The organism is Avibacterium gallinarum (assembly GCF_002921135.1).
GTDB lineage: Bacteria > Pseudomonadota > Gammaproteobacteria > Enterobacterales > Pasteurellaceae > Avibacterium > Avibacterium gallinarum.
The window spans coordinates 1-15,103 of record NZ_PQVJ01000001.1 but is presented as its reverse complement, the minus strand read 5'-3'; the positions used below and the strand labels follow the sequence as shown (position 1 = coordinate 15,103).

Here is a 15,103-nt window from a genome sequence, read left to right as displayed (position 1 = left end):
AAATAATAAGCGGAAAATTGCACTTTGCCAGAAATGCTTTATGATCGCATTTTGATTTTTATTTAACAAAAAGGACAGCTTATGTGGTCAGAATTAGCAATGGGCTATGGCTTATTTATTCTAGAAATTCTTACGGTGTTATTGGTTATCGCAGGGATTGTCGCGATGATTATGGCGTTTAAACAGAAAAAATCTCACCAAGCAGGGGAGTTAGTGATTACCGATTTATCGCAAGAATATGAAGAAAACACCAAGCGTTTGGCGGAGTTTCATCTTTCTGAAGATGCGTTAAAACAAGCGGAGAAAGCGCGTAAAAAAGAAGAAAAACAAAAAGCCAAAGCAGAAAAAGAAAAGCGTAAAAAAGGCGATAATCCAGAAAACGAACGCAAGCCTCATTTATTTGTGTTGAGTTTTAAAGGGGATATTTCTGCCTCAGAAACCACCGCACTTCGTGAAGAAGTGAGTGCCATTATCGCCGTTGCTAAACCAGAAGATGAAGTGTTGCTGCGTTTGGAAAGCCCTGGTGGTGTGGTACACGGCTATGGACTTGCGGCTTCTCAGTTAGCACGCTTGAAACAGCATCAAATAAAATTAACCGTAGCCGTGGATAAAGTAGCGGCCAGCGGTGGCTATATGATGGCGTGTGTGGCGGATAAAATTATTGCCGCGCCTTTTGCCATTATTGGCTCAGTTGGCGTGGTGGCGCAAGTGCCGAATATTCATCGTTTACTGAAAAAGCACGATGTTGATGTGGACGTGATGACAGCAGGCGAATATAAACGCACCGTAACCTTACTCGGCGAAAACACTGAAAAAGGCAAAGAAAAATTCCAGCAAGAGTTAAATGAAACCCATCAATTATTTAAACAATTTGTCGCTCAACACCGCCCACAAATTGATGTGGAACAAATCGCCACAGGGGAACATTGGTTTGGTCAGCAGGCACTAGGATTAAACTTAGTCGATGAAATTGCCACCAGCGATGATTTGATCTTACAAGCCATTAAAGACAGACTCGTGCTTTCAGTGAAATACACAATGAAAAAATCTCTTGTGCAGAAATTAGGAAAACAAGCTGAAGAAAGCGCAGATAATCTGTTGTTGAGCTGGTTGAAGCGTAATGAGCGGACTTTGTACTAAGGGTAAAATATAAAAAACGTTATCTTTACATTATTTGACAAAAAACTTGTGGGATTTCGTGTAGTAAAGGGTTTTTGTTAATTTACTTTATTGATAATTAGCTTTACTATATAGTGCCGAACAAAAATGCCATTTGGGCATTCTGTTCATTTCCAAGTAATGATTTATTTATAGTGTTAAGGTAAAAATATGAAATTATCACATCTTTTATTCTCAGCTGTTGCTGCAACGACATTAGCAGCATGCGGAAACTTAAGTAAGGTTACTGATGAAGGTACATCAGAAGATCTAGTTTGGCCGAAAATTGAGGATTCTAAATTTAACCACGATGGTAGTCAATATGGCTCTTGGCCAAATTGGGATAATGTGCGAATGATTGAACGTGGTATGAATAAAGATCAAATTTATAACTTGATCGATCGTCCACATTTCGCAGAAGGCTTATTTGGTGTTCGTGAATGGGATTATGTTTTCAATTATCGTGAAAATGGTGAGCACAAAATCTGTCAGTACAAGATTTTATTTGACAAAGATATGAATGCCCAAAGTTTCTTTTGGTATCCGAATGGCTGTAATGGTAGCTTATCTTTCAGCTTAAAAGGTGATTTCTTATTTGACTTTAATAAAGATACTCTTTCACCAAAAGGAATTGAGGTTGTTGATAACGTAGCTAAACAGTTGAAAGAAGCACAAGCTAAAGATGTTAAGGTGTCTGGTCATACTGACCGTTTGGGTTCTGTAGCGTATAACTTGAAACTTTCACAACGTCGAGCTGATAGAGTTAAGGCTAGATTAATTCAACAGGGAGTAACAGCACATATTGAAGCAATTGGTTATGGAAAGGCATATCAAGTTAAAGCTTGTGATGATGTTGCTGGAGGCCAAGCATTAAAAGACTGTTTACGTGATAACCGTCGTGTAGAAATTTCTTCATCAGGTAAATTATTAAAGCAACAAGAGGCAACAACGAAAGGTGGTCCTATTGGTCCAGCTCCGCTTTATGCAAAATAATCTGGCGTTTTAGATGTTGAAATGAAAAAGCTGATTTCAAATGTGAAATCAGCTTTTTTGTATTATATTTTTGCCTTATTTGTCATTCGGCTTAATCGCTAATAAATTGCAATTTAATTTACTGATAACGTGTTCAGCGGTGTTTCCTAGGAAAGCGGCGGAAAGTCCTGTTCTGCCGATTGTGCCTAGTACTACCATTTCTGCCCCTAATTCTTTTGCTACTTCAGGGATAACATCTTCAGGGAACCCCTCTCTAACGTGAGTGTGATCTTCATCAATATTAAATTTTTGGCGTAAAGCTTTCATATTGATCAAATATTGTCCGCGGATACTATTGCTATAATCTGCGGTGCTAAATTCCGGTAAATCTATTGCCATATTGATCGGTGTTGGCGGATAGGCTGTAACAAGGTGTACATTTCCACGTTCCAAACTATCTGCTAAATCAATGCCGAGTGTAACTAATTCATTATTGAGTAAGCTATGATGATCTTCATCATCTGACACATTAACGGCAACTAAAATACGGCGTTGATGTTTCCAATCTCCGTCTTTCACGATCATTATTGGCGCAGGGCATTTGCGTAATAGCTGCCAATCCATTGGGGTGAAAATGAGCGAAGTAATGCTTTCTTCTTCCTGTGTATATTTCACCACAAGATCATAGCTATTTTTTTCAACTTCTTCGGCGATGGCTTCGGCTTCATTGCTATTCCAAACCACCGCTGAATGAAATTCAATATTTGGATCGGCGTATTTGTCCAAATAAGGTTGGATTGCTTTTTGGCGTTGCTCAATAACACCTTGATGCATATTTTCACGTTCTTCTGAAGAAAGTAGCGCAGACATTTCATAAGATAAATCATAAACCGTCATAAAGGTGGTGATTTTTACCTTGCTTTCACTTTTTTGTTCTTTGACTAAACGCACTGCACGAGCAAGGGCATATTGCTTTTCATTTTCGGGATTTAACACAACCAAAATATTTTTAAATTTCATAACAACCTCCAAATGATGGTTAAGTGTCTTATAGCATAGAAAAGATTGGCAAGAATAACAAGTTAGAGTAGGGAAAAACGTGATCTAGTGCAACATATTGTTGCACTAGAAAGAGCGGAAAAGTAAATTAACTTACCATTTGAATGCGCGTTTTGGTTACACCTGCTAATTGTGATAATTCTGCCATATTATTTATGGTGATGTATTTGCCCTGCACGGATAACATACCTGATTTTTGGAAACGCCCTAGCAAACGACTAATGGTTTCAACGGTTAAGCCTAAATAATTGCCAATATCACCACGGGTCATTGTTAAACGAAACTCCCGTGCTGAAAAACCGCGAGCGGAGTAACGGCGAGAAAGATTATGAATAAATGCGGCTAAGCGTTCTTCTGCATTCATTTTAGATAATAAGAGGATCATTTCTTGATCGCTTTTAATCTCACTACTCATTAAGCGCATAATTTGTTGGCGCAGTTTTGGCATTTTGCCTGATAAATCATCTAAAATATCAAAAGGGATTTCACACACCATTGCGGTTTCTAGGGCTTGTGCAAAACTTGGGTGCTGCATATTAGTAATTGCGTCAAAGCCAACGAGATCACCGGGTAAATGGAAGGACGTAATTTGTTCTTCACCTGTTTCACTAATGGTGTAAGATTTGATCGTGCCGGAACGGATAGCATACAGAGAAGTAAGAGGATCGCCAGCTTGGAATAAGACTTGAGATTTTTGAATAGGTTTTTTGCGTTCAATAATGTTATCAAGCTGATCTAGTTCGTGTTCATTTAATGTGAAAGGAATACAGAGTTGGCTGATACTACAATCTTGGCAGTGAATGGCACAGCCGCCGGATTGAACACGACGCCCAATTTTACTGTCATTAGCTAAAATCTTCATTTAATCCTCAAATAACTCGGTAAAGCAGAAAAAATCATATAAAATTGATCTAACGCAAGAAATGATACCACTAAATGGTAAAATTAAGAAGTTTTAAATAGTTAAATAATTGTTAAGGAAATAATAATGGCAACAGAAAAACTCACCAAAAAACGTTTAATCCAAATTATTTTAATGCTCTGCGTACTACTTTCCGCATTTTTCTACCGCACTTGCCATTATGAAAAAATCCAAAGTGCGGTGGAAAATCAGCAAATTTCAGACAAAGAAAAAGCCAGCGAGTAGCTGGCTTTCTAGTAATAACCAATGACAACTAACCGTGATTCACAGCAAGTTTTGCAAGGTCTTTATCCACTAAGAATAACCCTTTGCCGTCATCGCCAAGAAGATTCAGTTTATCTAAAATACCGCTGAATAATTTTTCTTCTTCGTGCTGTTCTGCTACATACCATTGTAAGAAATTGAAGGCTGAGAAGTCTTTTTCTTCAAAGGTTTTGCCGACTAATTCATTGATTTTGCTGGTGATCAGCTTTTCGTGTTGGTAAGTGGTTTCAATCACTTGTTTTAATGAGCTAAATTCGTGCGGCGGTGCTTCAATTTCGCTAATGATTGGCAATGCGCCTGTTTCAGTTAAATAGGTAAACAATTTACGCATATGTTGCATTTCTTCTGCGGCGTGGGCAGATAAAAATTGTGCCGCTCCTTCAAAGCCTTGCTGTTCGCACCAAGCGCTCATTTGTAAATATAAGTTTGAGGAATAAAATTCCAAATTCATTTGATCGTTTAATAATTTAATCACGTTGTTTGATAACATTTTTCTCTCCTTTATTCTGATTATTCTAATGTGGCTAAATCGCGGTCAATGTAGTAAAGGGAACGTCCGTCCTCGCCCACTAAATTGAATTTATCAATAATGCTGCTGAACAATTTTTCTTCTTCGTGCTGTTCTGCCACATACCATTGTAAGAAATTGAAAGTAGAGTAGTCTTTGTGTTCAAAGGTAACTTCTACTAATTCATTGATTTTTGCGGTAACGAATTTTTCGTGTTCAAGGGTGATTTCAAACACTTCTTTTAAGGATTTGTAATCATTTTTTGGTGCTTCAATTTTGCCTAATAATGGCATACCTGTGGTTTCATTTACATAGGTGAATAATTTTTGCATATGCATCATTTCTTCATCGGCGTGGCGGAGCAAAAAGGCTGAGGCACCTTCATAGCCGTTTGCTGAGCACCAAGCACTCATTTGTAAATACACATTGGAAGAGTAAAATTCCAAATTAATTTGTTCGTTTAGTTTTTTAATAATCGCGTCTTGTAACATAGCCACTCCTTTCCTTAATGGTCAATAAAATATAGTGGGCATAGTTTAACCAGTTTTTTCTTTTTTGCAACTAAAAATATCTGTAAGTTATTAATTTTTAAAGGGAATTTTAATAATAATTATTCTATTTGAGAGAATCGTTCTTATTGCCAAATGGTAATAAATAAAGTGCGGTGGAAATTTGATGAATTTTTTCAGCCTGTATCACGATATACAGGCTGTAAGTGAACATTTAAGCAAGGGGAATGCTAGAGAAAAATACCAGTAAAATAGGCGGTACGATATTGGTTACAAAGCCAAAACTAATTGCCAGCGGCACAACTTCAATGCCACCAGAACGTTGAATAATCGGCAAGGTGCAATCTAATGCGGTTGCGCCTGCCATTCCAACGGCGGTAGAGCGATAATTAAACATAAAAAAGGGAATAATGAATAAGCTGACAATTTCCCGTGAAAGATCATTAAAAAAGGCAATGCTGCCAAAAACAGGCCCCCAAGCATCATTAATCACCACGCTAGAAAGGGAATACCAACCAAAGCCTGACGCAATGGCCAAGCCTTGTGTAACGGGTAAATCTAGTACATAAGCGGAAATAATCCCACCTAACAATGATGTGAGAATAAAAACCAGACCTGTGTAAAGCCCACGCTTATTGAAGATGACTTCACGCAACGCAATGCCGTTATTACGCAGCTGAATGCCGACAAAAAAGATCAGCAGAACCAAAGCATAAGTGCTTGTACTAAAAGGAAAAGCAAGCCATTCTTTGGTCAATATTCCCACCACAAAACCGATCAATACCATTGAGCAAAGTTTGGCGCTGTCTAATAATAATCGCCCGCGCGAGGGTAAATCTTTGCCTAAATGGTTAAGTGGCTGTGGGCGTAGTTTGTCATACAGTATTAAGCCGAGAATATTGCAACCCTGAATGATTAAAGCAAACGTGAAAGCAGAAATACCAATTAACGGTAAGGTGTTGGCAAGATCGTCCAAATGCCCTAAAGATACGCCCATAATGAATAAAATCACATAGAGCAACAGCATCACAATTTGATTTATACGCTGCAAAAGTGCGGTGTTTTTTGTCTTAAAAAAATACCCCAAACACATTGGGCCAAGGACGATAAGTAACCCTTCAAACACTGTTTTTTCCTTAAAATGATGAAATTATTGTGCTATTTTACGCAAGTGAACTGAAAATACCAAGTAAACCAAGGATAGAAGGAGCGGTGATGTATTTGCGTCAATTAGATATTGTAGGATTTCGTGGCATAAACCGCCTTTCATTTACCTTGCAACCGAATATGGTGTTGATTGGTGAAAATGCGTGGGGGAAATCCAGTTTATTGGCGGCGTTGAGTTTAATTTTTAATGATGAGAAGCGCCTTTATCACTTCCAAGCAGCAGATTTTTATCAGGACGAAAATAATGCGTTTACGGCGAAAGAAATTACCCTTTTCTTTACCTTTAGCGTTCACCGTGAAGCCAAATCCTTAACGCATTTTCCTTATAACCAATTGGCTATTTTTGATGATGAACCCTATGCTAAAATTTATTTTCAGATTACAGGGGAAATGCAAGGGGCAGAGATTATCACCACCTATCATTTTTTAGATGGCGAAGGGAATGTGCTTAAGCTGGAAAATCCTGAGCAAATGGCAATGGCGTTAATTGCACAGCACCCTGTTTACCGTTTTCGTGATGCAAGGTTGAATTCATCGGGCAAGCATCAACATTTTTCAGCGTTGCCCTTGTTAGATGATCCGAAAGTCAATCGTGAAATTCAATCCACACTGCACTTGCTGCAACATTATTTTCTCAATCGTGCGATGGCAGCAGAATTAATGCAAGATACCACCGCACTTTGGAACGATGTGAAATCCCTTTGCCTAAAATTGCGAGAAAAACAGCATCATTCATTACGTCATATTTTGTTCCAACAATTAACCCAATTATTTGTTTCTGCTGATGAATTACGTGATTTTCACAGCTTGCGGCCAATTATTTTATTTGAAGATCCCGATGCCCGCTTGCACCCCAGAATGGTGGCGATTATTTGGGAGTTGGTCAGTTATTTGCCGATCCAACGTATCACCACCACGAATTCCGTAGAATTGCTTTCACAAATTCCTTTACAGTCCATTTGTCGTTTAGTCAGAAATGCAGAGCGCACCCAAGCCTTTCAGCTTGCACATCAATTAAATAAAGAAGAATTACGCTGTTTGAGCTTTCATATTCGACATAACCGTAGCCTTGCATTATTTTCTCGAATGTGGCTGTTGGTGGAGGGCGAAACGGAAGTTTGGATTTTAACTGAATTGGCAGAATTGCTTGGCATTGATCTTGCGATGGAAGGCATCAGGATCGTGGAATTTGCCCAGTGTGGGTTGCGTCCTTTAATTCATTATGCCAAAGCGATGGGGATTGAGTGGTATGTGCTGACTGATGGCGATGAAGCTGGCAAAAAATATTCTGCTACGGCGAAAAGTTTGCTCAATGATAAGGAACAGCCAGCAATGCGGCTCACTTATTTGCCGAAAAAAGACATTGAGCATTTTTTCTATTATGCTGGTTTTGAACAAACTTTTATTCGATTAGCACGCTGGCAAGATCATTCACAGAAATATTTGGCTCATCGCATCATTCAACGTGCTATACAACGCACATCAAAGCCCGATCTTGCGGTGGCATTATCCAATGAGATAAAACAGCGTGGGGTTGCGTCTATTCCGCGTTTGTTTAAACAGCTTTTCACGCGCGTGTTAATTTTAGCGCGTTCATCTTAAGAAATCGTCTAAGCTAGAACAAACGAAGCGATAGAGAAAAATGACAGAAAAAAGAAAAAATAAGCGGCAATTAATGCCGCTTTGTTTCGCTGATTTAGGCTAAACGGGGATTTTAATTTCCCGAATCTTCATTGTGAAGCCATCAATGAGCAATAATCGCCCACATAAATTCTCACCAATTTTCAACCGCACTTTGATCGCTTCAAGGGCTTGCATTGAGCCGACAATGCCTACCATTGGGGCAAGCACGCCTGTTTCCACACAGCTTAATGGCGCATTGCCGAAAAGCTGGCTAAGCTGGCGGTAAGTGGGGGTATTTTCTTCATAAGTGAACACAGAAATTTGCCCTTCCATACGGATTGCCGCACCAGAAACCAGTGGCGTTTTGCTTTGCTCACAACAACGATCTAGCTGATTGCGCGTTTCCACATTATCGGTACAATCTAGCACCACATCAACGCTTTGCAATAATGCGAGTAGAGCATCATCATCTAATTGTTGGTTGATGGCTTCAAGCGCAACGTGCGGATTTAAACGCTGTAAACTGAGATTGGCGGATTCCACTTTGGGCATTGCCAGACGGCTGTCATCGTGCAACACTTGGCGCTGTAAGTTAGACAAAGAAACGGTATCAAAATCCACTAAAATCAATTTGCCAATGCCTGCCACAGCTAAATATTGGCTCGCCGCACAGCCTAAACCGCCCAAGCCCATTATCAGCATCGTGCTGTCTTTCAGCGTTTCTTGTCCGTCAAAATCAATGGCTTTCAGCACAATTTGGCGATTGTAACGCAGTTCTTCTTCAGCAGTGAGTTCGATCATAATCAGCCTAATAATTCATTAACCCAATAATTCATTGAAAGGTTCAATGGTAACCATTTCACCCGCTTGCACGTTGCCACGTTCTGCTTCTAATACAATAAAGCAGTTGCTTTCAATGAAAGCACTAAAGAGATGAGAACCTTGGAAACCCACGGCTTTCACTTCAAGTTGTCCTTGCGCATTGACCCAATAAAAACCGCGTTGGAAATCTTTGCGACCCACGCCTTTTTTCAGATTTTCACTTGCGATTGCTTTAAGCTGTTGTGGCGCTTGCCATTGGCTGTAACCACTGAGCTTGGCAATGGCAGGCTGCACTAATTGATAAAAGGTAACCAAGGCGGACACAGGATTGCCCGGCAAGCCGCAGAACCACGCCTTTTCTAATTGACCAAACGCGAAAGGTTTCCCCGGTTTCATTGCAATTTTCCAGAAATTAACCGTCCCCAGTTTTTCTAAAATAGTCTTGGTGAAATCCGCTTCACCCACCGACACACCACCACTGGTGATCACTAAATCCGCCTGTTCTTGCGCTTGCAAAAAGGCTTTTTCAAATAGCGCTTCATCATCAGGCAGAATGCCGAAGTCTAAAATTTCGCAAGGCAATTTTTCTAGTAATAATTTCACGGTAAAGCGATTGGTATCGTAAATTTTACCGCTGCTCAATGGCTCGCCAACAGGAACTAATTCATCGCCAGTGGATAAAATCGCCACTTTCAAACGCGGAAACACCGGCACTTCAGCAATGCCTAAGGAAGCAAGCAACGGCAAGGAAAGTGCGGTGAGTTTTTCACCCGTTTTTAGCACCACGTCCCCTTGTTTTACATCTTCACCCGCGCGGCGAATATTTTGCCCTAATTTTGGCATTTCATTGAAAGTAACCGTGCCGTCTTCGTTAAGTTGCACATTTTCTTGCATCACCACCGCGTCTGCACCAGCAGGGATCATCGCACCAGTCATAATTCGCACCGCACTTTGTGGCAACCATTCACCATTAAAAGGATTGCCGGCAAAAGCTTTGCCTGCCACGCTGAGTGTGCTGGATTGGGCAAGATCTGCAAGACGCACCGCATAACCGTCCATCGCAGAATTATCAAAAGAGGGAACGTTAATTGGAGAGATAATATCCGCCGCACAAATACGCTGGCTCGCTTGCGAAAGCGGCAAAGTTTCCGTTTGCTGCGGCACAGGAAGCTGCGCCAACATTTCACTTAAAGCTTGTTCAATGCTTAACATAAATTGTCCTTTTTCAATCAAGAATTGCATTCTATTCTACAAGAAAGTGCGGTGATTTTTATAGAAATTTTCATACTGAACCGCTATCTTTCTCATTTTATTATTGTTTTATTGTCTGATAGAATAGCCCAATTTGAAATTTGGAGAGTAGTGAATGAACAAGATTTCCCCAGAGGCGGAGAAAGTCCGTCAGGCATTGGTGAGTAAAGGGATTGAAACCCCAATGGTGGATACGCAACTGACAAAATCACAGCGCCGTGAAGGCATTGAGCAGCATATGCGTGAGGTTATGAAGTTGATCGGTCTGGATTTGCGAGATGATAGCCTTGAGGAAACGCCAGTTCGTTTGGCGAAAATGTTCGTTGATGAAGTTTTTAGTGGGCTAGATTATGCCAACTTCCCGAAAATCACTAATATTGAAAATCGAATGAAAGTGAGCGAAATGGTGTTAGTGAATGATGTGACTTTAACCAGCACTTGCGAGCATCATTTTGTGACTATCGATGGCATGGTGTCGGTAGCTTATTATCCGAAAAAATGGGTGATTGGGTTATCAAAAATCAATCGTGTGGTAGCGTTTTTTGCCCAACGTCCACAGGTGCAAGAGCGCTTAACTGAACAGATTTTATTGGCTTTCCAAACGATTTTAGAAACGGAAGATGTGGCGGTTTATGTAAAAGCCACCCATTTTTGTGTGAAATGCCGCGGAATTAAAGACACAAATAGTTACACGGTAACCTCTGCGTTTGGTGGAGTGTTCCTTGATGATCGTGAAACTAGGAAAGAATTTTTAACACTTATAAATAAATAATCTAATCAATAGGTTATATGAAAAAATAGGGCTAATTTTAGCCCTATTTTTATTTACTTATCCAGCTCTTCAATCAAATCATCAATCGCTTTGCACAATAAGGTGCGATCGTGGCGATAGCTGATGTCATCAGCACGCAAGCGTCTGGCGATAATTTTTAATTGCGGATCGCTATTTTCTGGCATTAAACCGTTTTGTACGATCGCGCCATCAATAATCTTTTGCCCGACGGTTTCGTTAATCCAATTTATTCGATCTTGTAAAGAAAGCGCTGCGGACGGGCTATGTTCAACTCCAAGATTGTCGATGAAAATCTTCTTCGCTTGGCTATTTTTTAATGCTTCGATAATTTCGGGGAGCAAAATCGGTGGCATTATGCTGGTGAGAAAACTGCCTGGGCCAAATAAAATCACTTCAGCTTGTTGAATAGCGCAAATGGCTTCAGGCGTAGCACTGACAAGGGGAACAAGGAAAATAGAGTTAGGTAGTTCGCTCAGCTCATCAATTTCCACTTCACCTACCACGCTAGAGCCAGAAGGCAAGGAAGCGGCAAGATGCACCGCACTTTCTGACATCGGTACAATAAAAGATTTTACGCGCAATAAATCACGGATTAAGTTCACCCCTTCGGTGGGGCGAATTTGCATATTTTCTAAGGCTTTTAGCATTAAATTGCCAAGATTATGCCCTGCAAGTTCTCCACTATTGGCAGAAAAACGGTATTCAAACAGTGCAGAAGCGGTGCTAGGTTCAGTGATAATTTGGTTAAGACAATTGCGTAAATCGCCCCACGCAATGCCACCTTGTTGTTTCCGAATTCTGCCTGTGGAACTACCATTGTCAGTGGTGGTAACAATGCCCGTTAAGCGTTCTTTCATAAAACTGAGCGCAGACATCACGCGCCCAAGTCCGTGTCCGCCGCCAATAGCTACAATGTGATTTATCTTATCTAAATTTTCGTGCCGACTGTGCGGTGTTAAATCACTCATTATTTTTCCTTTAAAATGTGAGCGTTATAAGAGAATTAGGGTTAAGTATAAACAAATTTGCTTAAAAGTGCGGTAGAAATTTTGTGAATTTTCGTTATATAGCATTTTACATAATTGATTTATAAGTAAAATATGGCATTTTTTTGATATAGATCCCATTCTAGGTATAGCTAAATTGTTGTTAAGCCCTTAGAATAGAGAAAATTTTCGCATAACTCCGAGCTTGTTCACCTACGTTTTGTTGATTGCAAAATAGGGTGGCAATGCCAGCAATGCATTTTGTATTGCTCAGGGATACGTTGGAAACGGCTTATCCTCTCCATTTTAGAAAGGTGTCTAATGCAAAGCATTCCTATACAAATTCCTGTGAAACAGGTGGGGGAAACACGTCTTATTGATGGGTTTGCCCGCCAATATTATTATTTGCGACTGTCCATTACGGATATGTGCAATTTCCGTTGTAACTATTGTTTACCCAATGGTTATCAGCCAGAAGCCAATAAACCGAGCTTTCTTACCCAAAGTGAAATAGTCCGCTTAGTGCGAGCTTTTGCTCATCTTGGTACGGAAAAAATTCGTATCACGGGTGGCGAGCCAACCTTGCGCAAGGATTTTCTTTCTATTGTCGAAAATATTCAGCAAATTGAAGGCATCAAGCAAATAGCCTTGACCACTAATGGCTATCGTATGGCGAAAGACATTGCCGCATGGAAACAAGCGGGAATTACGTCCGTTAATGTGAGCGTGGATAGCCTTGATGCGAAAATGTTCCAGCGTATTACGGGGGTGGATAAATTTGCTGAAATTATGCAGGGTATTGATCGTGCCTTTGAAGTAGGGTATCAGAAAGTGAAAGTCAATGCAGTGCTGATGAAAAATCTCAATGATCAGGAATTTGCGGGCTTTTTAAATTGGATAAAACATCGCCCGATTCAAATGCGTTTTATCGAGCTAATGCAGACAGGCGAAATGGATCAGTTTTTCCAACGTTATCATCTATCAGGGCAAATTTTAGCAGAAAAATTACTGGCTTCAGGCTGGCAATTGCAACAGCGCAATTATTTAGATGGCCCAGCCAAAGTGTTTAAACACCTGGATTATCAAGGTGAAATTGGTTTAATTATGCCTTATGAAAAAAACTTCTGCGCCAGTTGTAATCGTCTGCGAGTTTCAGCCAAGGGCAAACTTCATCTTTGTTTATTTGGTGAAGAAGGTATCGAATTGCGCGATTTGTTACAAGCGGATAATCAAAAATCTCTTTTAGAATCACGCATTTTCTCTGCGTTACAGGGTAAGCGAGAACATCACTTTTTACATAATGGTGATAGCGGCGTGCGTAATCATCTTGCCAGCATTGGCGGTTAATCAAGGAATCATAATGACCACATTTACTCATATTAATAATAATGGCGAAGCCAATATGGTGGACGTTTCGGGTAAACAAGAAACCGTGCGTGAAGCAAGAGCAGAAGCGCTGGTTACAATGTCACAATCCACCTTGCAAATGATTTTATCAGGGCAGCACCACAAGGGCGATGTGTTTGCCACAGCGCGTATTGCAGGTATTCAGGCGGCAAAACGCACTTGGGATTTAATTCCCTTATGCCACCCATTATTACTTTCAAAAGTGGAAGTATCCTTAACGGCCCTGCCTGAAAGCAATCAAGTGCGGATTGAGAGCCTATGCAAATTAACAGGTAAAACGGGCGTGGAAATGGAAGCACTTACTGCCGCAAGCGTGGCTGCCTTAACGATTTATGATATGTGCAAGGCGGTGCAGAAAGATATTGTGATTGAACATATTCGTCTTTTAGAAAAGTGCGGTGGAAAATCTGGCCATTTTTTAGCAGGAAAACAAAATGATTAAAGTATTATTTTTTGCCCAAACACGAGAGCTGATTGGTGTTGATGAAATTGAAATCTCGGGCCAATTTGCCAATGCAGAAGTACTACGCCAACATTTGAGCGCCAAAGGGGATAAGTGGGCATTGGCGTTAGATAAAGAAAAGCTTTTGGTTGCCATTAATCAAACCTTGGCTAGTCTTGAAAGTGCGGTGCAAAATGGCGATGAAATTGCCTTTTTCCCACCTGTTACAGGGGGCTAAATGGCAGAAATTCAAATTGCGGTACAAACTGACAATTTCGATCAAAATGCGGTTTATCGTTGGGTTTCAGCACCAAATAGTGTCGGCGCAGCCGTAGTTTTCGTGGGAAAAGTGCGCGAAATGAATTTGGGCAATAGTGTATCCAGTTTATTTTTAGAACATTATCCTGCAATGACAGAAAAAGCCTTGCGTGAAATTGTTGATGAGGCTTGCACCCGTTGGAATTTATTACGCGTTGCGGTAATTCACCGCGTGGGCTTACTACATATGGGCGATGAAATTGTGCTAGTCGCAGTGAGTTCTCCCCATCGTGGCGAGGCTTATCAAGCCAATGAATTTATTATGGATTTTCTCAAAAGCAAAGCGCCCTTTTGGAAAAAAGAACAAACAGAAAAGGGCGAACGTTGGATCGAACATCGAGAAAGTGATCAACAGGCTTTGGAACGGTGGTGAAAGTTGAGTTTTTTATAAGTATTCTCATTTTATTTAAGGTGTACAGCCTAAAATTTAGGCTTTTTGAAATTTTTTGTAAAAAATTGTCAAAAAACACTTGCAAAGATTTTTCAGAAGCCTATAATACGCCGCACACAACGACGCGACGTTGTAGAAATTGAAAAATACACATCGCGTCGTTGTTTTTTGCTCTTTAACAATCAATCAGACAATCTGTGTGGGCACTTGTTGATTCTGGAAAAACTTAAAAGATTTAGAACAATTAGTGCTTAACTGAAATTCATCGTGATTTTAAATGAAATCACAGAGCTTTGTTAGTGTACGAATTGAGAAAGATTAAACTGAAGAGTTTGATCATGGCTCAGATTGAACGCTGGCGGCAGGCTTAACACATGCAAGTCGAACGGTAACGGGTTGAAAGCTTGCTTTCGACGCTGACGAGTGGCGGACGGGTGAGTAATGCTTGGGAATCTGGCTTATGGAGGGGGATAACCATTGGAAACGATGGCTAATACCGCATAGTATCGAG

Annotated in this window: 17 protein-coding genes, 1 rRNA gene and 1 riboswitch; of the genes, 10 read left to right on the top strand and 8 right to left on the bottom strand. The window is 40.4% G+C overall.

The genetic code is table 11. From position 1 onward, the window contains the following. The first annotated feature begins 81 nt into the window (after positions 1-81). Together sohB and C3007_RS00085 are read left to right on the top strand one after the other, a co-directional pair. Positions 82-1,140: a protease SohB gene (sohB, locus tag C3007_RS00090; RefSeq protein WP_103852501.1), complete on the top strand. Its 1,059-nt coding sequence runs from the start codon at positions 82-84 to the stop codon at positions 1,138-1,140. A 189-nt stretch (positions 1,141-1,329) separates the two neighbouring features. After that, complete coding sequence (locus C3007_RS00085) at positions 1,330-2,151, top strand: OmpA family protein (protein WP_103852500.1); 822 nt, start codon at positions 1,330-1,332, stop codon at positions 2,149-2,151. A gap of 75 nt (positions 2,152-2,226) precedes the next feature. On the opposite strand, the gene uspE is transcribed toward C3007_RS00085, so the two are convergent. Next, positions 2,227-3,150 (bottom strand): universal stress protein UspE, encoded by a 924-nt coding sequence (uspE, locus tag C3007_RS00080; RefSeq protein ID WP_103852499.1) that lies wholly within the window; start codon positions 3,148-3,150, stop codon positions 2,227-2,229. A 127-nt stretch (positions 3,151-3,277) separates the two neighbouring features. Then, positions 3,278-4,051, bottom strand: a complete 774-nt coding sequence (locus tag C3007_RS00075; protein ID WP_103852498.1) for an FNR family transcription factor — start codon at positions 4,049-4,051, stop codon at positions 3,278-3,280. A gap of 126 nt (positions 4,052-4,177) precedes the next feature. Between C3007_RS00075 and C3007_RS11490 the strand changes: the two genes are divergently transcribed. Next, positions 4,178-4,336 carry a hypothetical protein gene (locus C3007_RS11490; protein ID WP_165779928.1) on the top strand — a complete coding sequence of 53 codons (159 nt, stop codon included), beginning with the start codon at positions 4,178-4,180 and terminating at the stop codon, positions 4,334-4,336. Positions 4,337-4,364: 28 nt separating this feature from the next. Here C3007_RS11490 and ftnA (C3007_RS00070) read toward each other — a convergent pair whose 3' ends face one another. From ftnA (C3007_RS00070) to C3007_RS00060, 3 genes are all read right to left on the bottom strand, one after another. Beyond that, complete coding sequence (ftnA, locus tag C3007_RS00070; protein ID WP_103852497.1) at positions 4,365-4,865, bottom strand: non-heme ferritin; 501 nt, start codon at positions 4,863-4,865, stop codon at positions 4,365-4,367. A gap of 20 nt (positions 4,866-4,885) precedes the next feature. Next, entirely contained in the window at positions 4,886-5,374 is a 489-nt protein-coding gene (gene ftnA, locus C3007_RS00065; protein WP_103852496.1) for a non-heme ferritin, read from the bottom strand. A 232-nt stretch (positions 5,375-5,606) separates the two neighbouring features. Beyond that, on the bottom strand, positions 5,607-6,518 hold the full coding sequence (locus C3007_RS00060) for a LysO family transporter (protein ID WP_103852495.1): 912 nt from the start codon (positions 6,516-6,518) through the stop codon (positions 5,607-5,609). Between the two features lie 89 nt (positions 6,519-6,607). On the opposite strand from C3007_RS00060, the gene C3007_RS00055 reads away from it, so the two are divergent. Continuing rightward, positions 6,608-8,161, top strand: a complete 1,554-nt coding sequence (locus C3007_RS00055) for a DUF2813 domain-containing protein (RefSeq protein ID WP_103852494.1) — start codon at positions 6,608-6,610, stop codon at positions 8,159-8,161. Positions 8,162-8,260: 99 nt separating this feature from the next. Here C3007_RS00055 and moeB read toward each other — a convergent pair whose 3' ends face one another. Both moeB and moeA read right to left on the bottom strand, forming a co-directional pair. Further along, positions 8,261-8,983, bottom strand: a complete 723-nt coding sequence (gene moeB / locus C3007_RS00050) for a molybdopterin-synthase adenylyltransferase MoeB (protein ID WP_103852493.1) — start codon at positions 8,981-8,983, stop codon at positions 8,261-8,263. Between the two features lie 18 nt (positions 8,984-9,001). Continuing rightward, positions 9,002-10,216, bottom strand: a complete 1,215-nt coding sequence (moeA, locus tag C3007_RS00045; RefSeq protein ID WP_103852614.1) for a molybdopterin molybdotransferase MoeA — start codon at positions 10,214-10,216, stop codon at positions 9,002-9,004. A 154-nt stretch (positions 10,217-10,370) separates the two neighbouring features. On the opposite strand from moeA, the gene folE reads away from it, so the two are divergent. Then, positions 10,371-11,027, top strand: coding sequence for a GTP cyclohydrolase I FolE (gene folE / locus C3007_RS00040; RefSeq protein ID WP_103852492.1), 657 nt, complete (start codon positions 10,371-10,373; stop codon positions 11,025-11,027). 53 nt (positions 11,028-11,080) lie between these two features. On the opposite strand, the gene C3007_RS00035 is transcribed toward folE, so the two are convergent. Continuing rightward, a complete protein-coding gene (locus C3007_RS00035; protein WP_103852491.1) occupies positions 11,081-12,016 on the bottom strand; it encodes a gluconeogenesis factor YvcK family protein in 936 nt (311 codons plus the stop codon). Positions 12,017-12,219: 203 nt separating this feature from the next. Then, positions 12,220-12,367, top strand: a riboswitch (molybdenum cofactor riboswitch). Here C3007_RS00035 and moaA point away from each other — a divergent pair. From moaA to C3007_RS00005, 5 genes are all read left to right on the top strand, one after another. Next, positions 12,356-13,381: a GTP 3',8-cyclase MoaA gene (moaA, locus tag C3007_RS00030; protein ID WP_103852490.1), complete on the top strand. Its 1,026-nt coding sequence runs from the start codon at positions 12,356-12,358 to the stop codon at positions 13,379-13,381. It overlaps the preceding riboswitch by 12 nt. A gap of 13 nt (positions 13,382-13,394) precedes the next feature. Next, positions 13,395-13,883, top strand: coding sequence for a cyclic pyranopterin monophosphate synthase MoaC (gene moaC, locus C3007_RS00025; protein WP_103852489.1), 489 nt, complete (start codon positions 13,395-13,397; stop codon positions 13,881-13,883). Further along, a complete protein-coding gene (gene moaD, locus C3007_RS00020) occupies positions 13,876-14,121 on the top strand; it encodes a molybdopterin synthase sulfur carrier subunit (protein ID WP_103852488.1) in 246 nt (81 codons plus the stop codon). Before moaC ends, moaD begins: the two co-directional genes overlap by 8 nt. Then, positions 14,122-14,574 carry a molybdopterin synthase catalytic subunit MoaE gene (gene moaE / locus C3007_RS00015; RefSeq protein ID WP_103852487.1) on the top strand — a complete coding sequence of 151 codons (453 nt, stop codon included), beginning with the start codon at positions 14,122-14,124 and terminating at the stop codon, positions 14,572-14,574. A 338-nt stretch (positions 14,575-14,912) separates the two neighbouring features. Continuing rightward, positions 14,913-15,103 (top strand): 16S ribosomal RNA (locus tag C3007_RS00005); the annotation flags it as partial.

Coding starts and splice junctions, on each gene's coding strand:
- moaE (WP_103852487.1), top strand. CDS start 14,122: ATGGCAGAAATTCAAATTGCGGTACAAACTGACAATTTCGATCAAAAT.
- C3007_RS00075 (WP_103852498.1), bottom strand. CDS start 4,051: ATGAAGATTTTAGCTAATGACAGTAAAATTGGGCGTCGTGTTCAATCC.
- C3007_RS00055 (WP_103852494.1), top strand. CDS start 6,608: ATGTATTTGCGTCAATTAGATATTGTAGGATTTCGTGGCATAAACCGC.
- moaC (WP_103852489.1), top strand. CDS start 13,395: ATGACCACATTTACTCATATTAATAATAATGGCGAAGCCAATATGGTG.
- moaA (WP_103852490.1), top strand. CDS start 12,356: ATGCAAAGCATTCCTATACAAATTCCTGTGAAACAGGTGGGGGAAACA.
- C3007_RS00085 (WP_103852500.1), top strand. CDS start 1,330: ATGAAATTATCACATCTTTTATTCTCAGCTGTTGCTGCAACGACATTA.
- folE (WP_103852492.1), top strand. CDS start 10,371: ATGAACAAGATTTCCCCAGAGGCGGAGAAAGTCCGTCAGGCATTGGTG.
- ftnA (WP_103852496.1), bottom strand. CDS start 5,374: ATGTTACAAGACGCGATTATTAAAAAACTAAACGAACAAATTAATTTG.
- sohB (WP_103852501.1), top strand. CDS start 82: ATGTGGTCAGAATTAGCAATGGGCTATGGCTTATTTATTCTAGAAATT.
- C3007_RS00035 (WP_103852491.1), bottom strand. CDS start 12,016: ATGAGTGATTTAACACCGCACAGTCGGCACGAAAATTTAGATAAGATA.
- ftnA (WP_103852497.1), bottom strand. CDS start 4,865: ATGTTATCAAACAACGTGATTAAATTATTAAACGATCAAATGAATTTG.
- moaD (WP_103852488.1), top strand. CDS start 13,876: ATGATTAAAGTATTATTTTTTGCCCAAACACGAGAGCTGATTGGTGTT.
- C3007_RS11490 (WP_165779928.1), top strand. CDS start 4,178: ATGGCAACAGAAAAACTCACCAAAAAACGTTTAATCCAAATTATTTTA.
- moeA (WP_103852614.1), bottom strand. CDS start 10,216: ATGTTAAGCATTGAACAAGCTTTAAGTGAAATGTTGGCGCAGCTTCCT.
- uspE (WP_103852499.1), bottom strand. CDS start 3,150: ATGAAATTTAAAAATATTTTGGTTGTGTTAAATCCCGAAAATGAAAAG.
- moeB (WP_103852493.1), bottom strand. CDS start 8,983: ATGATCGAACTCACTGCTGAAGAAGAACTGCGTTACAATCGCCAAATT.